Origin of the sequence: Bradyrhizobium sp. (assembly GCF_035652035.1) — a bacterium.
In the GTDB taxonomy this organism is placed as follows: Bacteria; Pseudomonadota; Alphaproteobacteria; order Rhizobiales; family Xanthobacteraceae; genus Bradyrhizobium.
Genome location: NZ_DASREO010000001.1, coordinates 19,570 through 39,298, shown reverse-complemented (window position 1 = coordinate 39,298; position 19,729 = coordinate 19,570). Strand labels below are relative to the sequence as shown.

17 protein-coding genes are annotated in these 19,729 nt (G+C 62.8%); 13 read left to right on the top strand and 4 right to left on the bottom strand.

The genetic code is table 11. The features are described 5' to 3' along the window. Positions 1–7 precede the first annotated feature (7 nt). From VFB05_RS00175 to VFB05_RS00165, 3 genes are all read right to left on the bottom strand, one after another. Positions 8–511 (bottom strand): RNA polymerase sigma factor, encoded by a 504-nt coding sequence (locus tag VFB05_RS00175; protein WP_325007450.1) that lies wholly within the window; start codon positions 509–511, stop codon positions 8–10. A gap of 113 nt (positions 512–624) precedes the next feature. Next, on the bottom strand, positions 625–1,992 hold the full coding sequence (locus VFB05_RS00170) for a cytochrome c3 family protein (RefSeq protein WP_325007447.1): 1,368 nt from the start codon (positions 1,990–1,992) through the stop codon (positions 625–627). Positions 1,993–2,009: 17 nt separating this feature from the next. Further along, complete coding sequence (locus VFB05_RS00165) at positions 2,010–2,816, bottom strand: pyridine nucleotide-disulfide oxidoreductase (protein ID WP_325007445.1); 807 nt, start codon at positions 2,814–2,816, stop codon at positions 2,010–2,012. 418 nt (positions 2,817–3,234) lie between these two features. Between VFB05_RS00165 and VFB05_RS00160 the strand changes: the two genes are divergently transcribed. Continuing rightward, positions 3,235–4,395, top strand: a complete 1,161-nt coding sequence (locus VFB05_RS00160) for an ankyrin repeat domain-containing protein (RefSeq protein WP_325007444.1) — start codon at positions 3,235–3,237, stop codon at positions 4,393–4,395. A gap of 57 nt (positions 4,396–4,452) precedes the next feature. On the opposite strand, the gene VFB05_RS00155 is transcribed toward VFB05_RS00160, so the two are convergent. Beyond that, positions 4,453–5,088 (bottom strand): hypothetical protein, encoded by a 636-nt coding sequence (locus tag VFB05_RS00155; protein ID WP_325007443.1) that lies wholly within the window; start codon positions 5,086–5,088, stop codon positions 4,453–4,455. 527 nt (positions 5,089–5,615) lie between these two features. On the opposite strand from VFB05_RS00155, the gene VFB05_RS00150 reads away from it, so the two are divergent. From VFB05_RS00150 to VFB05_RS00095, 12 genes are all read left to right on the top strand, one after another. Further along, positions 5,616–6,920 (top strand): NAD(P)-binding domain-containing protein, encoded by a 1,305-nt coding sequence (locus VFB05_RS00150; RefSeq protein ID WP_325007442.1) that lies wholly within the window; start codon positions 5,616–5,618, stop codon positions 6,918–6,920. A gap of 44 nt (positions 6,921–6,964) precedes the next feature. Further along, positions 6,965–7,333, top strand: a complete 369-nt coding sequence (locus VFB05_RS00145) for a hypothetical protein (protein ID WP_325007440.1) — start codon at positions 6,965–6,967, stop codon at positions 7,331–7,333. Positions 7,334–7,600: 267 nt separating this feature from the next. Beyond that, positions 7,601–8,851, top strand: a complete 1,251-nt coding sequence (locus VFB05_RS00140) for an ABC transporter substrate-binding protein (RefSeq protein WP_325007438.1) — start codon at positions 7,601–7,603, stop codon at positions 8,849–8,851. Between the two features lie 125 nt (positions 8,852–8,976). Then, positions 8,977–9,804, top strand: coding sequence for an AraC family transcriptional regulator (locus VFB05_RS00135; RefSeq protein WP_325007436.1), 828 nt, complete (start codon positions 8,977–8,979; stop codon positions 9,802–9,804). Between the two features lie 194 nt (positions 9,805–9,998). Then, the gene (locus tag VFB05_RS00130) at positions 9,999–11,009 is read left to right on the top strand and encodes a branched-chain amino acid ABC transporter permease (protein WP_325007433.1); all 1,011 of its coding nucleotides are present in this window, start codon (positions 9,999–10,001) and stop codon (positions 11,007–11,009) included. Between the two features lies 1 nt (position 11,010). Further along, entirely contained in the window at positions 11,011–12,093 is a 1,083-nt protein-coding gene (locus VFB05_RS00125) for a branched-chain amino acid ABC transporter permease (protein ID WP_325007431.1), read from the top strand. Then, positions 12,086–12,868: an ABC transporter ATP-binding protein gene (locus tag VFB05_RS00120; protein ID WP_325007429.1), complete on the top strand. Its 783-nt coding sequence runs from the start codon at positions 12,086–12,088 to the stop codon at positions 12,866–12,868. Before VFB05_RS00125 ends, VFB05_RS00120 begins: the two co-directional genes overlap by 8 nt. Further along, positions 12,861–15,077, top strand: coding sequence for an ABC transporter permease (locus VFB05_RS00115; RefSeq protein ID WP_325007427.1), 2,217 nt, complete (start codon positions 12,861–12,863; stop codon positions 15,075–15,077). Before VFB05_RS00120 ends, VFB05_RS00115 begins: the two co-directional genes overlap by 8 nt. A 2-nt stretch (positions 15,078–15,079) precedes the next feature. Continuing rightward, positions 15,080–15,913, top strand: a complete 834-nt coding sequence (locus VFB05_RS00110) for a phosphoenolpyruvate hydrolase family protein (RefSeq protein WP_325007425.1) — start codon at positions 15,080–15,082, stop codon at positions 15,911–15,913. A 21-nt stretch (positions 15,914–15,934) separates the two neighbouring features. Continuing rightward, positions 15,935–18,835 carry a flotillin family protein gene (locus VFB05_RS00105; protein WP_325007423.1) on the top strand — a complete coding sequence of 967 codons (2,901 nt, stop codon included), beginning with the start codon at positions 15,935–15,937 and terminating at the stop codon, positions 18,833–18,835. A gap of 8 nt (positions 18,836–18,843) precedes the next feature. Next, positions 18,844–19,281: an SRPBCC family protein gene (locus tag VFB05_RS00100; protein ID WP_325007421.1), complete on the top strand. Its 438-nt coding sequence runs from the start codon at positions 18,844–18,846 to the stop codon at positions 19,279–19,281. Positions 19,282–19,283: 2 nt separating this feature from the next. Beyond that, positions 19,284–19,727, top strand: a complete 444-nt coding sequence (locus tag VFB05_RS00095; RefSeq protein WP_325007419.1) for an SRPBCC family protein — start codon at positions 19,284–19,286, stop codon at positions 19,725–19,727. The last annotated feature ends 2 nt before the right edge of the window (positions 19,728–19,729 follow it).

The following is a 19,729-nucleotide window of genomic DNA, read 5'->3' as shown; positions in this document are numbered from 1 at the left end:
CTTAGCGTTACATGTCCGCCGCAATGAACTTCTGCAGCACTCCCCGCACGCGTGCCATCCGGCTCATCACAGTGCCTGCGGGCAGGTTGAGGATCCTGCCCGTCTCCTTGTACGACAGGCCCTCGAGCCAAACGAACTTGATCACGTTGCGCTGCTCCGCCGACAATTCCGCGATGTCCCTTCTCAGCTCTCGAAGCACGATGCGATTCTCCGCAAGAAGCTGGCCGTCCGAGCTCAAGAGATGATGGACCGCCTCTATGTCGACAGTCTCGCCGCGGAATTTTTCCGCCCGCACCTGATCGATCCACAAGTTTCGCGCGATGCGAAACATCCAGCTATCGAGCCTCGATCCCGGTTGCCATTGGTGCAGATGCGAGAGCGCACGCACAAATGTTTCCTGGACCAGATCCTCCGAACATTCCGCTCCGTGGGTCAGCGCGTAGATGAAACGCCGGAGCCTTGGCAGGATGTTTACCATCCGACGATGCATCTCGCCAATCGGCGCGCTCACGCGTCTCTCGGGCAAATAGCTTGCCCCGTAGGTAGGCGCCTGTCGAATGGTCTTGATGTACCGATGCGACCTGCTCGCCGCCCGGCGCCCCTCCGCAGGGCATTTTTCGGCCTTCATGGTCGCCTGCCCATTTGCTTGAATGATGTTGTGGTGTGACAGCGCTCGCAGGCCCGTCCGAATGCGCCCTGGTGCGTATCGTCCTGCCGATGACAAGAGAAGCAATCCGTCGGCGTCACCACCTTCGTCATATTCTTCGTGATGTGGCAGGCCTGGCAGTTGAGATCGCGGTGCGCACCGGTCAGCGGGTATTTTGTCCTGGTGTCGTGCTCAAAGCGCCACTGCTTCCAATTAAAGGCATCGTGGCAGAGGCCGCAATTCGGCCCGAGCCGCCCTTCGTGATGCTTATCGCGGTGACATTCCACACATTCCAGCGGCGTCTTCTTGAATTCCGGCGAACGATGACACGCTTCGCAGCGAATGTTCGCATGGCGACCGATCAGTGGAAATCGCGTGATATCGTGATCGATCGGTATCGTCTGACGCCAAGAGATCTCGGTGTGACAGTCCTCGCATATGACGCCGAGCTGTCCTTTGTGCCGATCGTCCTTGCGGTGGCACGACATACACGGGGTCGCCAGCTTGTCGCGATAGAGATCGCCGCTGTGGCAGGCGTCGCACTTGACCTTCGCATGGGCGCCTTTCAAAGCGTATTTGGTGTCCTTGTCGTGGTTGAAGTGAACCACCTTCCACTTGTTTTCGGCGTGGCAGTCTGCGCAACGTGATCCGTAGCGTCCCACATGGACGTCCTGGATCACGTGACAGCTCACGCACTCCGTCCCGATCCCCTTGTACTTCTCGCCGCCGTGACAGGCGAGACACGACACCGAACGATGGGAATCCCGGAGCGGAAATTTGGTCGTCTCATGATCGAACGGCTTGACGCGGTGCCATTCCGCCTCGTTGTGACACTTGTCGCAACTCTCTCCGAGATTGCCTTTGTGCGGTTCAATCTCCTTGTGGCAGCCGACGCATCGCCCGGGAGCGTCGCGGAACTTCACTGTTCTTGCATGACAGCTCCCACACGACAGTGAAACATGCGCATCTCGCAGCGGGAAGTTCGTGGTGGCATGATCGAACGTCTCACGATCGAACTGAACGATATCGCTGCCTCGCCCCTCGTGATCGCCATGGCAATGGTTGCAATCCTGCTTTGCGGCATCCGGCCGTCGCCCGTGAAAGCGCACGCCGGTCGACCTGTCCGCGGCGATCTCCTTGTGGCAGGCCAGGCACAGCTTTGCTTGCGATTTGCGCGAGAATGGCTCGTGGCATTTGCCGCAATCATTCTCCAGCTTCGCGTGCCCCTCGATGACCGGCCCGGGAAGCACGAGCTTTTCGAACAGATTTTGCGAGCGCGAGCCCGACGCCAAGACAGTTACGAAAACGCCTGCGATCGCCGCCATGCCTAACAGCCGCCGCGTCACCCGCGACCCTCCAAATCTCAGAAGAAATGTGCAGCGAACACGTGCACGATGGCCGCGATCACAAGCAGGATGAACAACGGCAGGTGAAAGACGTGCCAGAGCCCGAACAGTCGCTCATAGAATGCGAGCGCCGCGGCCTTCTTCACCGTTCGCACAAAAAGCATGACATGGTCATCCACCAGACGATGCTGCCGGCGACGAACTTTGCGCGACCATCCGCGGCGCCGGCTCTCGCTCGCGATGACGGCTCGCGCCTCGCGCATAAGCCTGATCCGCAACACGAGCGCGTGCAAGCTGACGGCGGGCAGCAAAAGGAGCCCGCTCAAGATCCCCCTTGGCGCGGCGATGCCGCGCTGCGCAAATGCGTTCAGCTCCGCAACGACACGGCTTCCGGCTGCGAGATCAGTGCCAACAACCTTCTTCAGAGCATCGGCGTCGGCCAGGATCTCGCGCACCTCGGCCTTCCGTCCATACAGCCCGACATGGATCTTGCCGTAAAGGTAGCGTCCGACGACACCGCTGATTGCGACGATAAGCATGGCTGCGAGCGCCATATTGCTGTTGATGGAGCCGAGCCGGAAATTTGAATGCAGCACGATCAGGACAGGGCCCGCGACCCCGAGCACCATGTGGGCTCTAAACCAGAAGGCCACGGATCCAAGCACGCGCGGCATGCGCACACGTTTTCGCAACGGGTAGAGCAAGAGCAGGATCATCAGCGCGCTGCCGACGATACCGAGCCAATAGCCGAGGCCACTTTCAGGCGTGAGACCGCTATCCTCACGCTTGAGCCAGCCGACACACAGGACGGCGGTCGTAGCCACGCCGAACGCCAGCGGGATCACGCCGCGCGACCGTCTCGAGCCACCTTGCTCAAGAGGTGTCCGCGACGCCGCAGACTTCCGGGGTACCGCAAGCGCTTCATTTCCCGGCGCCGCGCGCGGGTGCTGTGGCCGCTTCCAAGATTCGACGGGTGACTGCGCAAGCGCAGACTCGGTCATTGCATCCCCCAAATGACTACGGACCAGTCTCAGCACTACGCCGCGACTGGTTTTGAGAAATCCGATTTTGAAGAAATCCGGGCCCTTGAGGAAGGCGAGAGCTTGAATAAAGCCGTACGGTTTTGTGGCGCGCGACAGCGCCGAGCCACCGAAATGTTGCTACCATTCTGCCGTAATCCGTCTGCGACACTCACCTCGACGACGAGCGCTCACGAACCGATATGCGGACGCGTGACAGTCAATGATCTTCGATCTATATCAGCTCATGGCATCATCGAAGATTGCGCAGTTCTGCTTGGGTATGAGTGCGGCATTCGTTGCTGCGTCACTCGTCCCGGCCGCGTCACGTGGCCAGCCGACCGTCGGTCCTGCAGCCCGATCTGCTGCGGCGCCTGCACAGAAGCACGTCGAGCAGGCAAAGGTCGCAATCCGGGCAACCCCGATCAATCCCGCCGACTTATTGGATGCCGCACGGCGTGGTCAGACGACGATACTGAACCGTTTGATCGCGGCCGGTGCGAGCGTGGCGGCACGGGACGATGATGGCAATTCGGCGCTTTCATTGGCAGCAATGGCCGGCAGGCTCGACACCGTTCGCGCGTTGCTATCGACCCAGGTCGACGTCAACGCCAGCAATCATGCAGGCGACACTTCCCTCATACTCGCGCTTCGCGGCGGTCACGCCGATATCGCCGTCAACCTGATCGAGCGAGGAGCGGATATCGCGGCCAGGAACAAAAGAGGCGACACGGCTCTGAGTCTGGCAATTCATCATTGCCATGAACAGATGATCCGTCGGCTGGTTGATCACGGGGCGGACGTCCGAGGGGCGACCGATACGGGTACAACCGCGTTGATGGCTGCGGCTCCAGCATGCTCCCTTAACCTTCTGGAATTTCTGATCTCAAAAGGAGCCCCCGTCGACGCGCGCAACAATCTGGGTCAGACCGCGCTGTGGATCTCTGCCAATCACGGCAACACGGGGGGCTTGGTGGCCTTGTTGAAGCACAACGCCGACCGGCACATCGCTGACAACGAAGGCAGAACGCCGCTGCTGGCAGCGCTTGAATACGGCCAGCATGATGCCGCGCAACTGCTGTTGGGCGACCCGTCCCACACCGACCGCAGCACAAATGTCGGAAATACGCCGCTGATGCTTGCGACAAGGTCTGGCATGGCGGATATCGTTCGGCTGTTGCTGAAGAACGGCGCTCGGACCGATCTACGGAACAAGTTTGGCTACACGGCACTGATGATCGGCTGCCAGGAGGGTCATGCCGATATCGTCGCGACGCTTCTGAAAGCCGGTGCAGATCGCAATCTGAGGAACAAGAAGCGCGAAACCGCGATGGATATCGCCGCGGCCTCGGGACACGGCACGCTGGAAAGCCTATTCAAGTAGCGCCTCACCGACATTGATTTTCGATCGAGGCGACCGATAGTCGCTCGGTCGACCAATTCAGAAGCGATACGATCTGGCCCAATCTCCCCATCTCCTTGCAAATATCGCAGTCGCCTCGCTTATCGTGTCATCTTGGTCCAGGATGACAAATAAATGGGATGCGACAAGGCGCAAGCGCACGATCTCGACCAACTCGCACCCGAGCGACTTCATGCGATCCGCGAGATATTTGACCTCGGCCTTGCGGCCCGACTGGTGGTGGCCGATGATGAGGACACGGTCTTTCGCTCGCAGTGCCGCGATCTCGTCGAGCGCGACATGGCGGTTTGTCAGTCGATTGCCCTGTATCCCACTCTCCGGATCAAGGTAGACGAGATCGGCGTCACCGACCGAGTTGACGAGCAACTCCGCCCAGGCCGGCCGCAGGGACGCCTGCCGCGGCACCCTGTGCCGGACAAACAGAGCGTCACGCAATATCCCGCTCGTCCGCAAGGCGAACAGCGGATCGAGGCTGCTGGTGCGGCTGATTGCGAACTCTGCCAGCTGATCAAACAACTCCGGGGCCAGGTGACGAAATTTATCCGGCTGGCTCAGGTAATCGAAGTGTCTGGTCTTGTCCGTTCCTTCTCCGTCGGCGCCGCTGAGGCAAAAGCATACGGCGAGGCGACGACCCTGCATCAGATGACGAAGCAACGCGAACTTCCCGAAGTCGCCAATTCCCCCGACCTGTCGACTTTGCATAAGCGCACCACGCGAATAATCCCATTAGCTAGAACGAATGGCATCGGGACTTGATTGACGGCCGCGGCCCGAATCTCGACTCAATGTGGCCCGAAAGCCACAAATTCAACACCACGATGAATGAGCGACATTCGTCGCTTTCTCGGGATTCGATCTTTGATCCAGATCAAAAATCCCGAGCCGACGAGCCGGCCCTAGCTACCTGCCCCGCATGAGATACCGCCGCACGGTTGCGACGCACTCGTTTCGACTCGTCTATCGCACAGAGAATCAGCGCTCGGCTTGTAGTCGTGTCCGCTATGCGGACGCACCAATCGCGATGGTCAAAGCAGGCGCCGTTCGATGGTCAAGAATTTCGCCCCGTCGCGCCACACAAAAAGCGACGCCCTTTGTCAGCATTTCCCTTTGTCGCACGGCGATTTTGGAGATGCCGGCAATTCGTTGCGCCAAGGTGCAAGCGATATCAGGAGCACTTGTTGATGAGCCTCTATCCTGAGTTTGCCGTCTATGCTGCCACGATCGGTGTGATCTGGGCCTTCTATATGGGCTCGCGATTGCGCGCGGAGGCGCGCAGCCGTGCGACAAAGCAGGCGGCTGCGGAAGCGGGTCTTCTCGAGCCGGCCTCGTTACATCCGAAAATCGATCCACTCAAATGCATTGGCTGCGGCGCCTGCGTCCGAGCCTGTCCCGAGGGCGACATTCTCGGACTTATCAACGCAAAAGCCGAGCTCATCGAGCCGAGCCATTGCATCGGTCATGGCGCCTGCAAGGAGGTCTGTCCTCGCGATGCGATTACGCTGGTGTTTGGCACAGAGAAGCGCGGCGTCGATATTCCCGATGTGGCCGCCGATTTTCAGACCAACGTGCCGGGTATCTTCATTGCTGGCGAGCTCGGCGGCATGGGGCTTATTCGCAACGCGATCGAACAAGGACGCCAGGCGATCGAGTCCGTGCGGAAGCGGCAGCGACCGCGGTCGTCCGATGCCTACGATGTCATCATCGTCGGCGCAGGCCCGGCAGGGTTTGCGGCCAGCCTGGCGGCCGTCCAGCACCGACTTCGCTTCCTGACCATCGAACAGGACAGCTTCGGCGGCACCGTCGCCCACTTCCCGCGCGGCAAGCTCGTCATGACCAAGCCTGCCACGCTACCCCTGGTCGGAAAGCTGAACTTCCGGGAAGTCAGCAAGGAGGCCCTGCTCAAGGTCTGGCACGACATCGCCCAGAAGACCCGCCTGAAAATCAACTACGGCGAACAGGTCGAGACGATCAAGAACGCGGGGCCCGAATTTGAGGTCCAAACAAGCCGCGCGTCGTACCGAAGCTCCGCCGTGTTGCTCGCCATCGGACGCCGCGGCACGCCGCGGAAGCTCGAGGTGGAAGGCGAAGACCTGCCCAAAGTCGTCTATCGTTTGATCGACCCGCAGCAATACCAGGGTCAACACGTGCTGGTGATCGGCGGCGGCGACAGCGCGCTTGAGGCAGCAGCCAGCATCGCGGAGCAGCCAGACACCACGGTAACACTGTCGCACCGCAGCGAGGGCTTTTCCCGCGCGAAGTTGAAAAATCGCGACCGGGTCGCTGCGGCAGCGAAAGCCGGCCGGATCACTGTGTATTTGCAATCGTCTATCAAGCGGATCGGCCGGCAGGACGTTGAGATCGAGCATGACGGCCGGCAGATCAGGATCAGGAACGACGCGGTCATCGTCTGCGTCGGCGGCATTCTGCCGACCGCCTTTCTCAAGAGCGCGGGGATTGCGGTGGAGACGAAATACGGCACAGCGTAGCCTTGCTTTGTCAGCTTTGGTTTTTGGGTTTGTTGGAGGCGATTATGAAACGGCTCGTTGCGGGTGCCATTCTGTCCGTTGTTTCGGCACCGGTTCATGCCCAGATCAGTCCACAAGCTCTCACCTCGTCCGGCATCAGTGATTGCATCAGGGAAGCGATTGGAAACAGCTCGGTCGAGCAAAATGGAAATGCACTGTTCTTTTCCTGCTCGGAGGCCAAAGCCAAGGTCCTCTTCAATCTTCTTGCCAGGAAAATCCAGCTGGAAGTCGTGCAAGACCGCAACGGCAAGTTCGAAAATCGGCAATTCGGCAACAACGCCTGCTACCACCGGGTCGAAGATGCGACCGGTAAGCCGACAGATGATTTTCGCTGCGATGTGGTCGTGCTGATCGGAGACTCGCTGGCTGACTGAACCTGAGTAAGCATTCTGGGGCCCGTGGCATTGCAGAGTTCACCGGGACCAACATCGCTGTCTCGGGGCCTTCGTCGCCCACCTGGAACGTTCGGCGACGCAACATACGAAATGAGACTGCCGGTCAAGCCGTGCGCGATGGCAAGGCGCACTCGCGTCTCGTTCTCGGCTAGCCTTGCGCCATCACCTGACGGTTGCGGCAAGCCGCGAGCAAACGCGGCAACGCAGCCCGTCGACTTGAGCTTTGGCGACAGAGGGAGGACGACAATGTTGAAAGGCAGTATCGGACTGATTGCGTTGACGAGCCTGTTTCTGTCAAGCGCAGCCATGGCTCAGGAAAAGATCAAGGTCGGCGTCACTGCCACGCTCGAGGGCACCTATACGGTGCTGGGCGAGGACGGCATGCGCGGCTTCCAGACAGCGCTCAACACCTTCGGCAAGAAGATCGGCGACAAGGAACTCGAATATGTCGTGGCCTCGACAGATGCGACGCCCGATTCCGCAGTCCGCGCCGTCCGCAAGCTGATCGAGCAGGACAAGGTGCAGATCCTGCTTTCGCCATTGTCGGGCGATGAAGGCATTGCGGTGAAGAACTTCGCCAAGACCCATCCAGAGCTCACCTTCGTCAACGCGGCCTCCGGTGCGCAGGAGACGACTTACGTCGACCCGGCGCCGAATTTCTTCCGCTTCAACATGGACGGCGCGCAGTGGCAGGTCGGGCTCGGCAAATATGCCTATGAAAACAAGGGCTATCGCAAGATCGCAACGGTCGGCGAGGACTACTCCTTCGTCTATACGCAGGTGTTTGGTCTGGTGCTCGATTTCTGTGGCGCCGGCGGCCAGGTTTCGAGCCGGCAATGGGTCCCGCTTGGCACCAAGGACTTTGCCTCCGTCATCGCCTCACTGCCTGACGATGTCGATGCGATTTATCTCGGGCTCGGCGGCGCGGACGCGGTCAATTTCCTCAATCAATATCAGCAGGCCGGCGGCAAGGCGCATCTGATGGGCGGCTCCATCCTGGTCGATCAGACCATCCTGTCGGCCAAGGGCAGCGCCAAGAATGCGCTGATCGGCACGATCGCGGCGAGCGGCCAGGCCGACACCTGGGACGATCCGGGCTGGCAGAAGTTCGTCAAGGCCTACCAAGACTCCTTCCCGCCGGAGAAGCGCTTCCCGAGCCCGTCCCTCCTCGCGACCAATTACTATGACGCGACGATGGCGTTGATCCTGGCGCTGCGCGCGGTGAATGGCGACCTCAGCAACAACCAGGACAAGCTGAAGGCGACGCTCGCCAAGCTCGAGATTGATGCGCCCAACGGCAAGATCAAGCTCGACTCCAACCGTCAGGCAATCGGCACCAACTTCGTCACCGAAGTCGTGGACGACGGCAAAGGCGCGCTGTTCTCCAAGGTCGTCAAGGTCATCCCGAATGTGAACCAGACGCTCGGCTACGACCCGGCCACATTCGCCAAGATCGGCCTGCCAAGCCGCACAGTTCCGGAATGCAAGAAGTACTGACCTATTTTGCACTTGCGAGGCAACGCAGGTTAGACGAGCGATAAGTCCGCGCTCTGCACTTGCAATCCCTCCCGGGATGTTGAACGCTGTAAAAAAAAGCAAAGGCATCCAGCGGGAGGGAGGGTATGAGCCGGGCGCTCGCCGTCTTTCACGGCCGCTTCGGCCGCGCGACGGTGTACCAACTGAACCGGCCCTTCAATGTGCATGCACACCGCGAGGGGCACCTGATCTTTCACGTCGGCGGCACGCCGGCGCAAATCGACGTGTGCGACCAGCGGCATGTCCTCGCCGATGAGTCCGTCGTTGCCGTCAATCCTTGGGAACCGCATAACTTCCTGCCCGCCGATACGGATAACGGCGCGATCTTCTTTGTGCTCTATGTCAATTGGGAATGGTTAGCCCCAAGCGCGGCGAACGCAAACGGGCTACGGTTCGGCCGCACCTGTTTCCAGCGCACAGCGAGCCTGAAGAAGCAGATCAGACATACGGCCGCGCTCGTTTGCGGCGCGCCGTCGCTGGCCAGCCTCGACAGCGAACTCCGCCAACTGATCGACATCTGCCATGTCGAGAGCTGGCTGCAATCCGCGCCGGCAGGGGACGGCAAGGCCGCAGCATCCGTGACGGATTTTCGCGTGCGCAAATGCATCAAGCTGATGTCTGAAAGCCCGGGAGCCGAGATCGAGCTCGACACCATCGCTCGCGAATCCGGCCTCTCGCGCCCACATTTCTATCGGCTGTTCCGAACGCAAACGGGGGTCACGCCCCATCTCTATCTGAACACGCTGATCCTGGAGCACGCGCTGGATACCCTGGTTGCGACAGAGACGCCGATCGCCGACATCAGCGTCGATCTCGGGTTTTCCTCACAGAGCGCATTCACCCGCTTCTTTGCCGCCAATGTCGGGCTCGCGCCGACCGAATACCGCCGTGCCGCCAAGGTCTTGCGAGCTTGACACGCCCTTCGAAAAGATACTGAGGATCAAACACTGCGCCTGCGATCACGCTAGGATGTACGAAACGCGGCCCGAAAAGAGGTCGCTACCCGGTGAGGATGTACGTCCATGGCGAGGCGAGCGGCCGACTGCTTTGCGCCTGAGCTTGACGGGAGGGCCCGCACGGACGCCGCTTTGGTGATCGGACGGCGGCCGTGACCAGGTTGATCGAACGCCATCCGGCCTGGGCGCTCATCGCGATCCTTGCGATCGCGCTCCTGCTCTGGTTGATCTTCGCTGTCTGGCCGCCGGGCCTTGAGGAGGCGATCGGCAGGAAGAAGGTTTTTCTCAACGCTGTCTTCAACGGCATCACGCTTGGCGGCCTCTACTTCCTGGTCGCGAGCGGCTTCACCCTTATTTTCGGGTTGATGCGCAATGTCAATCTGGCACACGGCTCGCTTTACCTGTTCGGCGGCTACATCGGCTATATCGTCAGTAGTTCGACCGGCTCCTGGATCCTGAGCTTCATCGCCGCCTTCGTTGTCGTCGCGCTGGTTGGAATCCTGCTGCAACTCGCCGTGTTCCGCCGCATGGAAGGCCAGGACCTGCGGCAGACCATGGTGACCATCGGGCTTTCGATCGTGTTTGCCGACCTGATGCTGTGGGCCTTCGGCGGTGACTTCTATCAGATCCAGACGCCGAGCTGGTTGATCGGACCGGTGGAGATCCCGCTTGTCACCGCGGTGCGTTCCTCGGGCGAGCCGATCTATCTGCAATATCCGCTGGTGCGGATCGTGATCTTCCTCGCCTCGGTCGTCATCGGGGTCGGCATGTGGCTTGCGCTCAACCGCACGCGGATCGGCATGATCATCCGTGCAGGCGTCGATGACCGCGATATTCTCGCCGCGACCGGGGTGCGGATCCAGCTTGTCTTCGTCCTCGTGTTCGCCCTTGGAGCCGGGCTCGCGGGAATCGCTGGCGTGGTCGGCGGCACGTTTTCATCGCTCTCGCCCGGCGAGGATACGCGGTTTCTGCTGGCCTCACTGGTGGTCGTGATCGTCGGCGGCATGGGTTCGATACCCGGCGCGGCCCTTGGCGCAGTGATCATCGGGCTCGCCGAGCAGCTCGGTTCGGTCTACATCCCGACCTATGCGATCGTCGTGACTTTCCTGATCATGGTCCTGGTGCTGGCGCTGCGGCCCCAAGGCCTGCTGGCGAGGCGGTGACATGTCGCTCAGCCACGGCGCCCACGCTCATGCAACTCCACCGACCGTTGCCGCGCGTCCATCGCTCCGCGGCTGGCCTGAGATCAACAATCCGGCCGCATGGATCGTGGCGATCATCCTGCTGATCATGCCGCTGATCGCAAATGGCTTCTTTCTGATCGAGATCTTCGGCACCACGTTGATTCTCGGGACCGTGGCGCTCAGCCTGATGTTTCTTGCGGGCTATGGCGGCATGGTGAGCCTGATGCAGCTCACCATCGCAGGCTTTGCCGGCTACATGTATGCCATCTTCGGCATGAGCGCGAGCGCGAACATCAGCCTGGGCTGGCCCTGGTGGCTGGCGACGCCGATGGCGCTGGCGCTTGCGACCATCTTTGGCACGCTTGGCGGCGCGCTGGCGGTACGCACGGCCGGCATCTACACCATCATGATCACGCTGGCGATTGCCGCAGCGTTCTTCTATTTCACCAATCAGAACTGGCCGCTGTTCAATGGCCACACCGGCCTCAATACGATCGCGACCCCGCATTTCTGGGGCATCGACTGGCGCGCCGATATTCCGTTTTACTATGTGGTCCTCGCGGTCGCGGCGCTCTGCTACTTTGCGGTGGAATATCTGTCGCGTGCTCCGTTCGGGCTGACACTGCAGGGCGTGCGCGACAATCCACGCCGCATGGCCGCGCTCGGCTTCAACGTGAATGCGCATCGGGTCGCGGCCTACGCCGTTGCCTCCTTCGTCGCGGCGCTCGGCGGTATCTTGCAGGTCTGGAACTACAGGCAGATCGCTCCGGGCTCGGTCAGCGTCTCCGCCGCCATCGACATCCTGATCATCGCTGTCGTCGGTGGCATCACGCGGCCGGTCGGGCCGTTCATCGGCGCCTTCATTTTCGTCATGCTCCGCACCTTCGCCCTCGACTTCCTGGTCAAGGTCGGGCTCGACGGCAACCGCTTCCGCCTCCTGATCGGACTTGGCTTCCTCGCCGTCGTGTTCTGGTCGTCGGACGGTGTCGTCGGGCTGTGGGAGCATTGGAAACGCAGCCGATCCGCTTCGATGGGCATGAACAGGCGTCCTGGCCATGGATAGCGTCGCACAACGCCTGTCGGCCGTCGGTGCTGGAGCTGCGCTCGAGCTGCGCGGCGTCACGCGGATGTTCGGCGCGCTCGCGGCTTTGACCGATGTCACCATCACTGTGAAGCCGGGCGAGCGGCGCGCGGTGCTCGGCTCCAACGGCGCCGGCAAGACCACGCTGTTCAACTGCATCACCGGCGACTTTCCGCCCTCCTCCGGCACCATCCGTTTCTTCGGCGAGGACATCACCCATTTCCCGCCCTATGAGCGGATCCGCCGCGGCCTGCGCCGCACCTACCAGATTTCCGCCCTGTTTCCTGGCCTCACCGTCCAGGACAATGTCTATCTCGCCTGCCGCGGGGTGTCGCGCGGGCGCTTCTCCATGCTGCGCCCCGGCCACAACGATGCGCTGATGCAGTCGGCCGAAGCGCTGGTCCAGGCCGTGCATCTGAGCGCGGTCAAGGACCAGCGCGTTGCCGAGCTTGCCCATGGACGGCAGCGCCAGCTTGAGATTGCCCTCGCGCTCGCCGGCGCGCCGCGCTTGATCCTGTTCGACGAGCCGGCTGCGGGGTTGTCGCCCACCGAACGGCTCGAGTTGATCGAGATCCTGACCGGCCTGCCCGCCCATATCGGTTACATCATCATCGAGCACGACATGGATGTGGCGCTGCGCGTGGTCGAGAGCGTCACCATGATGCACAACGGCCGCATCTTCAAGGAAGGCCTGCCCCGCGACATCGAATCGGATCCCGAGGTGCAGGAGCTCTATCTTGGAGCCGGCCATGAATGAGGGGCCCCACACCGCCGCGCCTGCGCTCGATGTGAAGGGCCTGGACGTCTATTACGGCCATTCGCATGCGCTGCAGGGCGTCAACCTGACGCTCGAACAAGGCGTGTTTTCCGTGGTCGGCCGCAACGGCATGGGCAAGACCACGCTCTGCAACACCATCATGGGCCTGTTGCGCCCGAGCGGCGGTTCGGTGCGCGTGCGCGGCCAAGACGTCACGGGGCTCGCGCCGGCATCGATTGCGCGTCTGGGTGTCGGTTACGTTCCGCAGGGCCGGCGGCTCTGGCGCTCACTGAGCGTCGACGAACATTTGCATCTCGCCGCGGGAATGCGCCGTGGCAACTGGACGGTCGAGCGCATCTACGAGAGCTTCCCTCGCCTTGCCGAGCGCAAGAACCATGGCGGCGGCCAGCTCTCCGGCGGCGAGCAGCAGATGCTCGCGATATCGCGCGCGCTCCTGACCAATCCGCACCTGCTGATCATGGACGAGCCGACAGAAGGACTCGCTCCCGTGATCGTCGCCCAGGTCGAGGAGATGCTGGTTCGGCTTGGCGAGGATGGCGACATGTCCGTGCTCGTGATCGAGCAGAACATCGGCGTAGCCACCGCCGTGTCGCGCAACGTCGCGGTCATGGTCAATGGACGCATCAACCGCATCATCGACTCGGCGCGGCTGGCAGCCGACCGCGAGTTGCAGCAGCGTCTGCTCGGGGTCGGGCTGCATGCGGAAATCGATCCGGATGTTGCGGCTAGGCCGCAACGCGCCGAGACGGAACGGGCGCCGCAAGCGGCGCAATCGAACCGGCCCGTCCGTATCTATATTTCCAATCCGACGCCGCCGACGCGCTGGTCACAACCGGTACCGATTGCGCGGATCGAGGCCGCAGCGCGGACGCTATCAACGGCCGTTGCGCGCATCGAGGAGGTCCGACAGCGGCGCGACGCCCACGCGCCGCTGACATCCGGACCGCCGGTGGTGCTGGTCGCCGGAACACTCGACACCAAGGGCACGGAGCTGCGCTATATCCGCGACATCATCGCCGCAAGCGGCCTGCGGACGCGGCTCGTCGATCTCTCGACCAGCGGCAAGCCATCGACCTGCGACGTCACGGCGCAGGAGATCGCACTCAATCATGGGCGCGGCGGGCCGGCCGTGTTCGGTCATGATCGCGGCGCTGCGGTCACCGCGATGGCGGAAGCCTTCGCCAATTGGGTGCGCCGCCAGGGCAATATCGCGGGCATCATCTCCGCCGGCGGATCGGGCGGCGCCTCGCTGGTCGCCCCCGCGATGCGTGCCCTCCCGATCGGCGTGCCGAAGCTCATCATCTCATCGGTCGCGTCAGGTGATGTCGGCCCCTATGTCGGGCCTGTCGACATCACCATGATGTATTCGGTCACCGATATCCAGGGGCTGAACTCGATCTCGCGCGCGATCCTTGCCAATGGCGCCCACGCACTGGTCGGCATGGTGAAGCCGCGGCTCGATCGGGGCACGAGCCAGGAGCGCCGCACAGGCGCGCCCCTCCCGGCCATCGGCATCAGCATGTTCGGCGTGACAACGCCAGCCGTCCAGAAGATCGTGGCCCATCTGCATGATGAATTCGAATGCCTGGTGTTTCATGCCACCGGCGTCGGCGGCCGCTCGATGGAGAAGCTCGTCGACTCGGGACAGCTCGCTGCGGTGATCGATCTCACCACGACGGAGGTCTGCGACCTCCTGGTCGGCGGGGTGTTTCCGGCAACCGAGGACCGCTTTGGCGCAATGATTCGAACACGCGTGCCTTATGTCGGCTCGGCGGGCGCGCTCGACATGGTCAATTTCGGCGCCCCCGATACCATTCCCGAGCGCTTCGCCAAGCGCAAATTCCATGTCCACAATCCGCAGGTCACGTTGATGCGGACCACACCGGAGGAGAATGAGCGGATCGGACGGTGGATCGGCGAGCGGCTCAACCAGATGGATGGGCCGGTGCGCTTCTTCCTGCCCGAGGGTGGCGTCTCCGCGCTCGATGCGCCCGGCCAGCCGTTCTGGGATCCGGAAGCGGACGCGGCACTGTTCGGCGCGCTGGAGCGCACGGTTCGCCAGACCAGCAACCGCCAACTCATCCGCACCAAACACAACATCAACGATCCCGAGTTCGCCGCCACAATCGTCAGCGCCTTCCGCGCCCTGCTCGGACGGGCCGGTGCACGGCGCAGAGCCACGAGGTAGCCATGGCCAGGTTCGAACGCGGAGAGCTCCTGGAACGATTTCACGACATGGTCGCCCGCGGCCAGCCGATCGTCGGCGGCGGCGCCGGCACGGGGCTGTCGGCCAAATGCGAAGAGGCCGGCGGCGTGGACCTTATCGTCATCTACAATTCCGGCCGCTATCGCATGGCCGGACGCGGCTCGCTCGCCGGCCTCATGGCTTACGGCGATGCCAACGCCATCGTGGTGGAGATGGCGGCAGAGGTGCTGCCGATCGTGACCAGGACGCCGGTGCTCGCCGGCGTCAATGGCACCGATCCCTTCCGCGACATGGATATGTTCCTCGATCAGCTGAAGGCGCTCGGCTTCTCCGGCGTGCAGAACTTCCCGACCGTCGGGCTGATCGACGGCGTCTTCCGCGCCAATCTGGAGGAAACCGGCATGTCCTATGCGCTGGAGATCGACATGATCGCCAAGGCGCATGAGAAGAACATGCTGACCACGCCCTATGTGTTCAGCGAGAAGGAGGCCGCCGCGATGGCCATTGCCGGGGCCGATATCATCGTCTGCCATCTCGGCCTCACCACCGGCGGAGCTATCGGCGCGCACACTGCTCTGAAGCTGGAAGACTGCCCGAAACAGATCGACACCTGGGCCGCTGCGGCCTTGAGCGTCAATCCGAATATCCTCGTGCTCGCGCATGGCGGCCCGATCGCCGAGCCTGCCGATGCCGATTTCATCATGAAGAACACCCGGCACTGCCATGGCTTCTACGGCGCCTCCTCGATGGAGCGACTGCCGGTCGAGCGGGCGCTGACGGATCAGGTTCGCAAATTCAAGGCGATCGGCACGCGCTGATCGACTGTAGGGAGAACGACAATGTCGGGGTTTCTCATCGGTCAATTGATCCTCTGGCTGATCGTCGCGATCGTCCTGATCGTGATCGGCGTCTACATCGTCAACTGGCTTTATCACCGCTCGTCGAAGGAAACCTCCTTCGTTCGCACCGGCTTTCTCGGCGAACGCGTCGTGATCAATGGCGGCGCCTTCGTGCTGCCATTCATCCACGACTATACCCCCGTCAACATGAACGTGCTGCCCATGGGCATCGTTCGCGCCAGGCAGGACGCGGTGATCACCCGCGACCGCATGCGCGTCGATATCGAGGCCGATTTCTATGTCCGTGTCCAGGCAACGCGGGAGGCAGTCGCGATTGCCGCCGCCACGCTCGGTCGCCGCACCATGGAGCCGGAGAAGCTGCACGCGCTGCTCTCGGGCAAATTCGTCTCGGCCATCCGCTCGGTCGCCTCCGAAATGAGCATGGAGCAGATGCACGAGCAGCGCGGCGACTATGTCGCGCGTGTCAAGGCCGCCGCCGCCGAAGCGCTGGCCCAGAACGGCCTTGAGCTCGAATCCGTCGCAATCACCGATCTCGACCAAACCGACCTTGAATTCTTCAACCCGTCAAACCGCTTCGATGCCGAAGGCCTCACCCGCCTGATGGAAGACATCGAAGCCAAGCGCAAGCTGCGCAACGACATCGAACAGGATTCGATGATCAAGATCCGCTCCCGCAATCTCGACGCCGAACGGCAGGCGCTCGAGATCGAACGCGAGAGCGAGACAGCGCGGCTGGAGCAGGAGCGCGATATCGAGATGCGCCGTGCGCTGCAGCGAACCGAAGTGGCACGCGAGCGGGCATTGCGCGAGACCGAGGCCGAGCAGGCCCAAATCACTGCGCGCGAGGCCATCGAAAAGGCGCGCATTGCGAACGAGCAAGCCATAGCGGAAGCGCGCATCGCCTCGGAGCGCGAAACCCGACAGAAGGAGATCGAGCGCACCCAAACCATCGAGGAGAAGGAACTCGCCGCCCGCGAGGAGGTGGAGAAAGCCAGGATCGCCAACCAGCGCGCGGTTGACACTGCCCGCATCGCCTCGGAGCGTGAAGTGCGCCAGCACGAAATCGAGCGCATGCGCACGGTCGAGGAGACCGAGATCGCCGCGCGCGAGGCGGTCGAAAAGGCGCGTATTCAGCAGGATCGCGTCGTCACAGACGCCCGCATCGCCAACGAGGAAGAAACCCGTCGCCGCGAGATTGAGCGTACCCGCGCCATTGACGAAGCCGAGATTGCGGCGCGCGAGGCGACCGAACGGGCACGGATCGCCCAGACCACGACAGTCAACGCGGAGCGCATCGCCTCCGACGAGCGGACGCGTGCGCTCGAGATCGCACAGGTGCGCGTCATCCAGGAGGCCGAGATCGAGGCCCAGCGGGCGGTCGAAGCGGCCAGAATCGCGCGCGAGCGGACGCTTGCTGCCGAGCGCATCAGTTCCGAGCACGCGACGCGGAAGCTTGAGATCGAGCGCAATCAGGCGATCGAGGTTGCCGGCATCACCGCGCGCGAGGCGACCGAAGCCTCGCGCATCGCGCAGGAGGAGCGCGTCCGCTCCCTCGAGATCGCCCGAAACCGCGCGGTCGAAGAGGCCGATATCGCCTCCCGGGAGGCCATCGAGGCGGCGCGCATTGCCCAGGAAAAGGCGATAGCGGCCGAGCGCATCCGCTCCGAGCGGGACACGCGGTCGCTGGAGATCGAGCGCACCGAGGCGATCGAGGCCGCCGAGCTCAAGCGGCGTGATGCGATCGAACGGCAGCGGATCGGGGTCGAATTGACGCTGGAATCCGAGCGCATCGCCTCGTCCAGGACCCGGGAAGTCCTCAACATCGAACAGAAGAAGGCGATCGAGATCGCCGACGAGGACCGGGTGATTGCGCTCTCCGCCAAACGCGCCGAGCGCGTCGACGCCGACCGCCAAGTCAAGCAGGCAGAGATTGTCGCCCGCAAGGAGGTCGAGACGACCGACGTGTCGCGCGAGCAGGCCTTGGACGCGGCGCGACTGGAGCGGCGTCGCGCCACCGAGCAGCTCGAGATCGCCCGCGTGCAGACGCTGCAGGAGGCCGAGATCGCCTCGCGCGAGGAGGTCGAGCGCGCTCGCATCGCCTCCGACCGCGGTCTCGACGAGGCGCGGATCGGTCGGGAGCGCGACCTGCGCAAGCTGGAAGTCGGACGCGAGCGGGATGTCGAGACCGCGATGATGGAAAAAGCGATCGCAATCCTTCAAAAATCTCTCGAGGAATCGGCCGCCCGCACGGCCGCCGAGGAAGCGCGCATGCGCGCAACGGAGGCGACCGAACGCGTGGTGACCGCACGGGAGAGCGAGATCGCCAAACGGCGCAAGACGGTGGAAGTGCTGCTCGCGGAGAAGCAGGCCGAGGAGACGCGCATCGCCGCGGAAGCCGAGCGCGTGCGCGCGGCTGTGGAAGCCGAAGCGCAGCGGCTGCTCAACGAGGCCGAGAACGTCCTCACCGACGAGGCCCGCTACTCGCTGTTCCGCAGGAAGCTGCTCGACCGCATCGAGGGGATCGTGCGCGAGAGCGTCAAGCCGATGGAGAAGATCGAGGGCATCCGCATCCTGCAAGTCGACGGCCTCAACGGCAATGGTCACGCCAACGGCTCCGGCCGCAGCGCGACGGACGAGGTGATCGACTCGGCGCTACGCTATCGCGTGCAGGCCCCGCTGATCGATTCCATTCTCTCCGATATCGGCGTCGAGGGCGGCAGCCTGGCCAAGATGCCGGGGCTGATCCGCGAGGCGCGTGACATGCAGGGCATCCGCGATTCCGCTCGCAAGGGCGGCGGCGACAACAAGGCCGCGGCTGCACCGACGGCGGCGGCCGCAACCGAAGCGCCCACTGAGCGCGGCCCACGCAAGAAAGGCTGAGGGTTGCCATGGCAAGAGTGTACGTGTCGTCTGTCGTCAACGCCCGCAACGATCGTGTCTGGGCGCGGGTGCGCGATTTCAACGGTCTCCCCAACTGGCATCCTGCGATTGCGGAGAGCCGGATCGAGGGTGGCGAGCCCGCCGACAAGATCGGCTGCGTCCGCGATTTTCGCCTGCGCAACGGCGACCGCATCCGCGAGAAGCTGCTTGGGCTCTCGGACTACGACATGTTCTGCACCTATGCGATCCTGGAATCGCCGATGGGAGTCGAGAACTATGTCGCGACGCTGCGGCTGACGCCTGTCACCGACGGAGACAAGACGTTCCTGGAATGGACCGCCGAATTTGATTGCGCGCCGGAGCGGGAGGCAGAGCTCGTCGGCAATATCGGCGGTGGTGTGTTCCAGGGTGGATTTGACGCGCTGAAGCGGGCGTTCGGAGGCTAGCCGTGCCGCATATCGTCAAGAGCACCATCCTCGACGCGCCGACCGGCACGGTATGGGAGGTGCTGCGCGACTTCAACGGCCATGACCGCTGGCACCCGGCGGTTGCGACGTCTGCGATCGAACGGTCGCAGCCATCCGACAGGATCGGCTGCGTGCGCCGCTTCAAGTTGAAGGACGGCTCGGAGCTGCGTGAGCAGCTGCTGGCGCTCTCCGATCTCGAGCAGACCTTCTCATACTGCCTGCTCGACACGCCGATCCCAATGTTCAACTACGTGGCCCACGTCCGCCTGCTCCCTGTCACCGACGGCGACCGCACCTTCTGGCACTGGGAATCGCGCTTCACCACCAGGCCGGAGGACACCCAGAGCATCACCCAAATGGTCGCGGAGCAGATCTATCAGGCCGGCTTCGAGGCCATACGAACCCATCTGCGGGAGGCCGCGTGAGA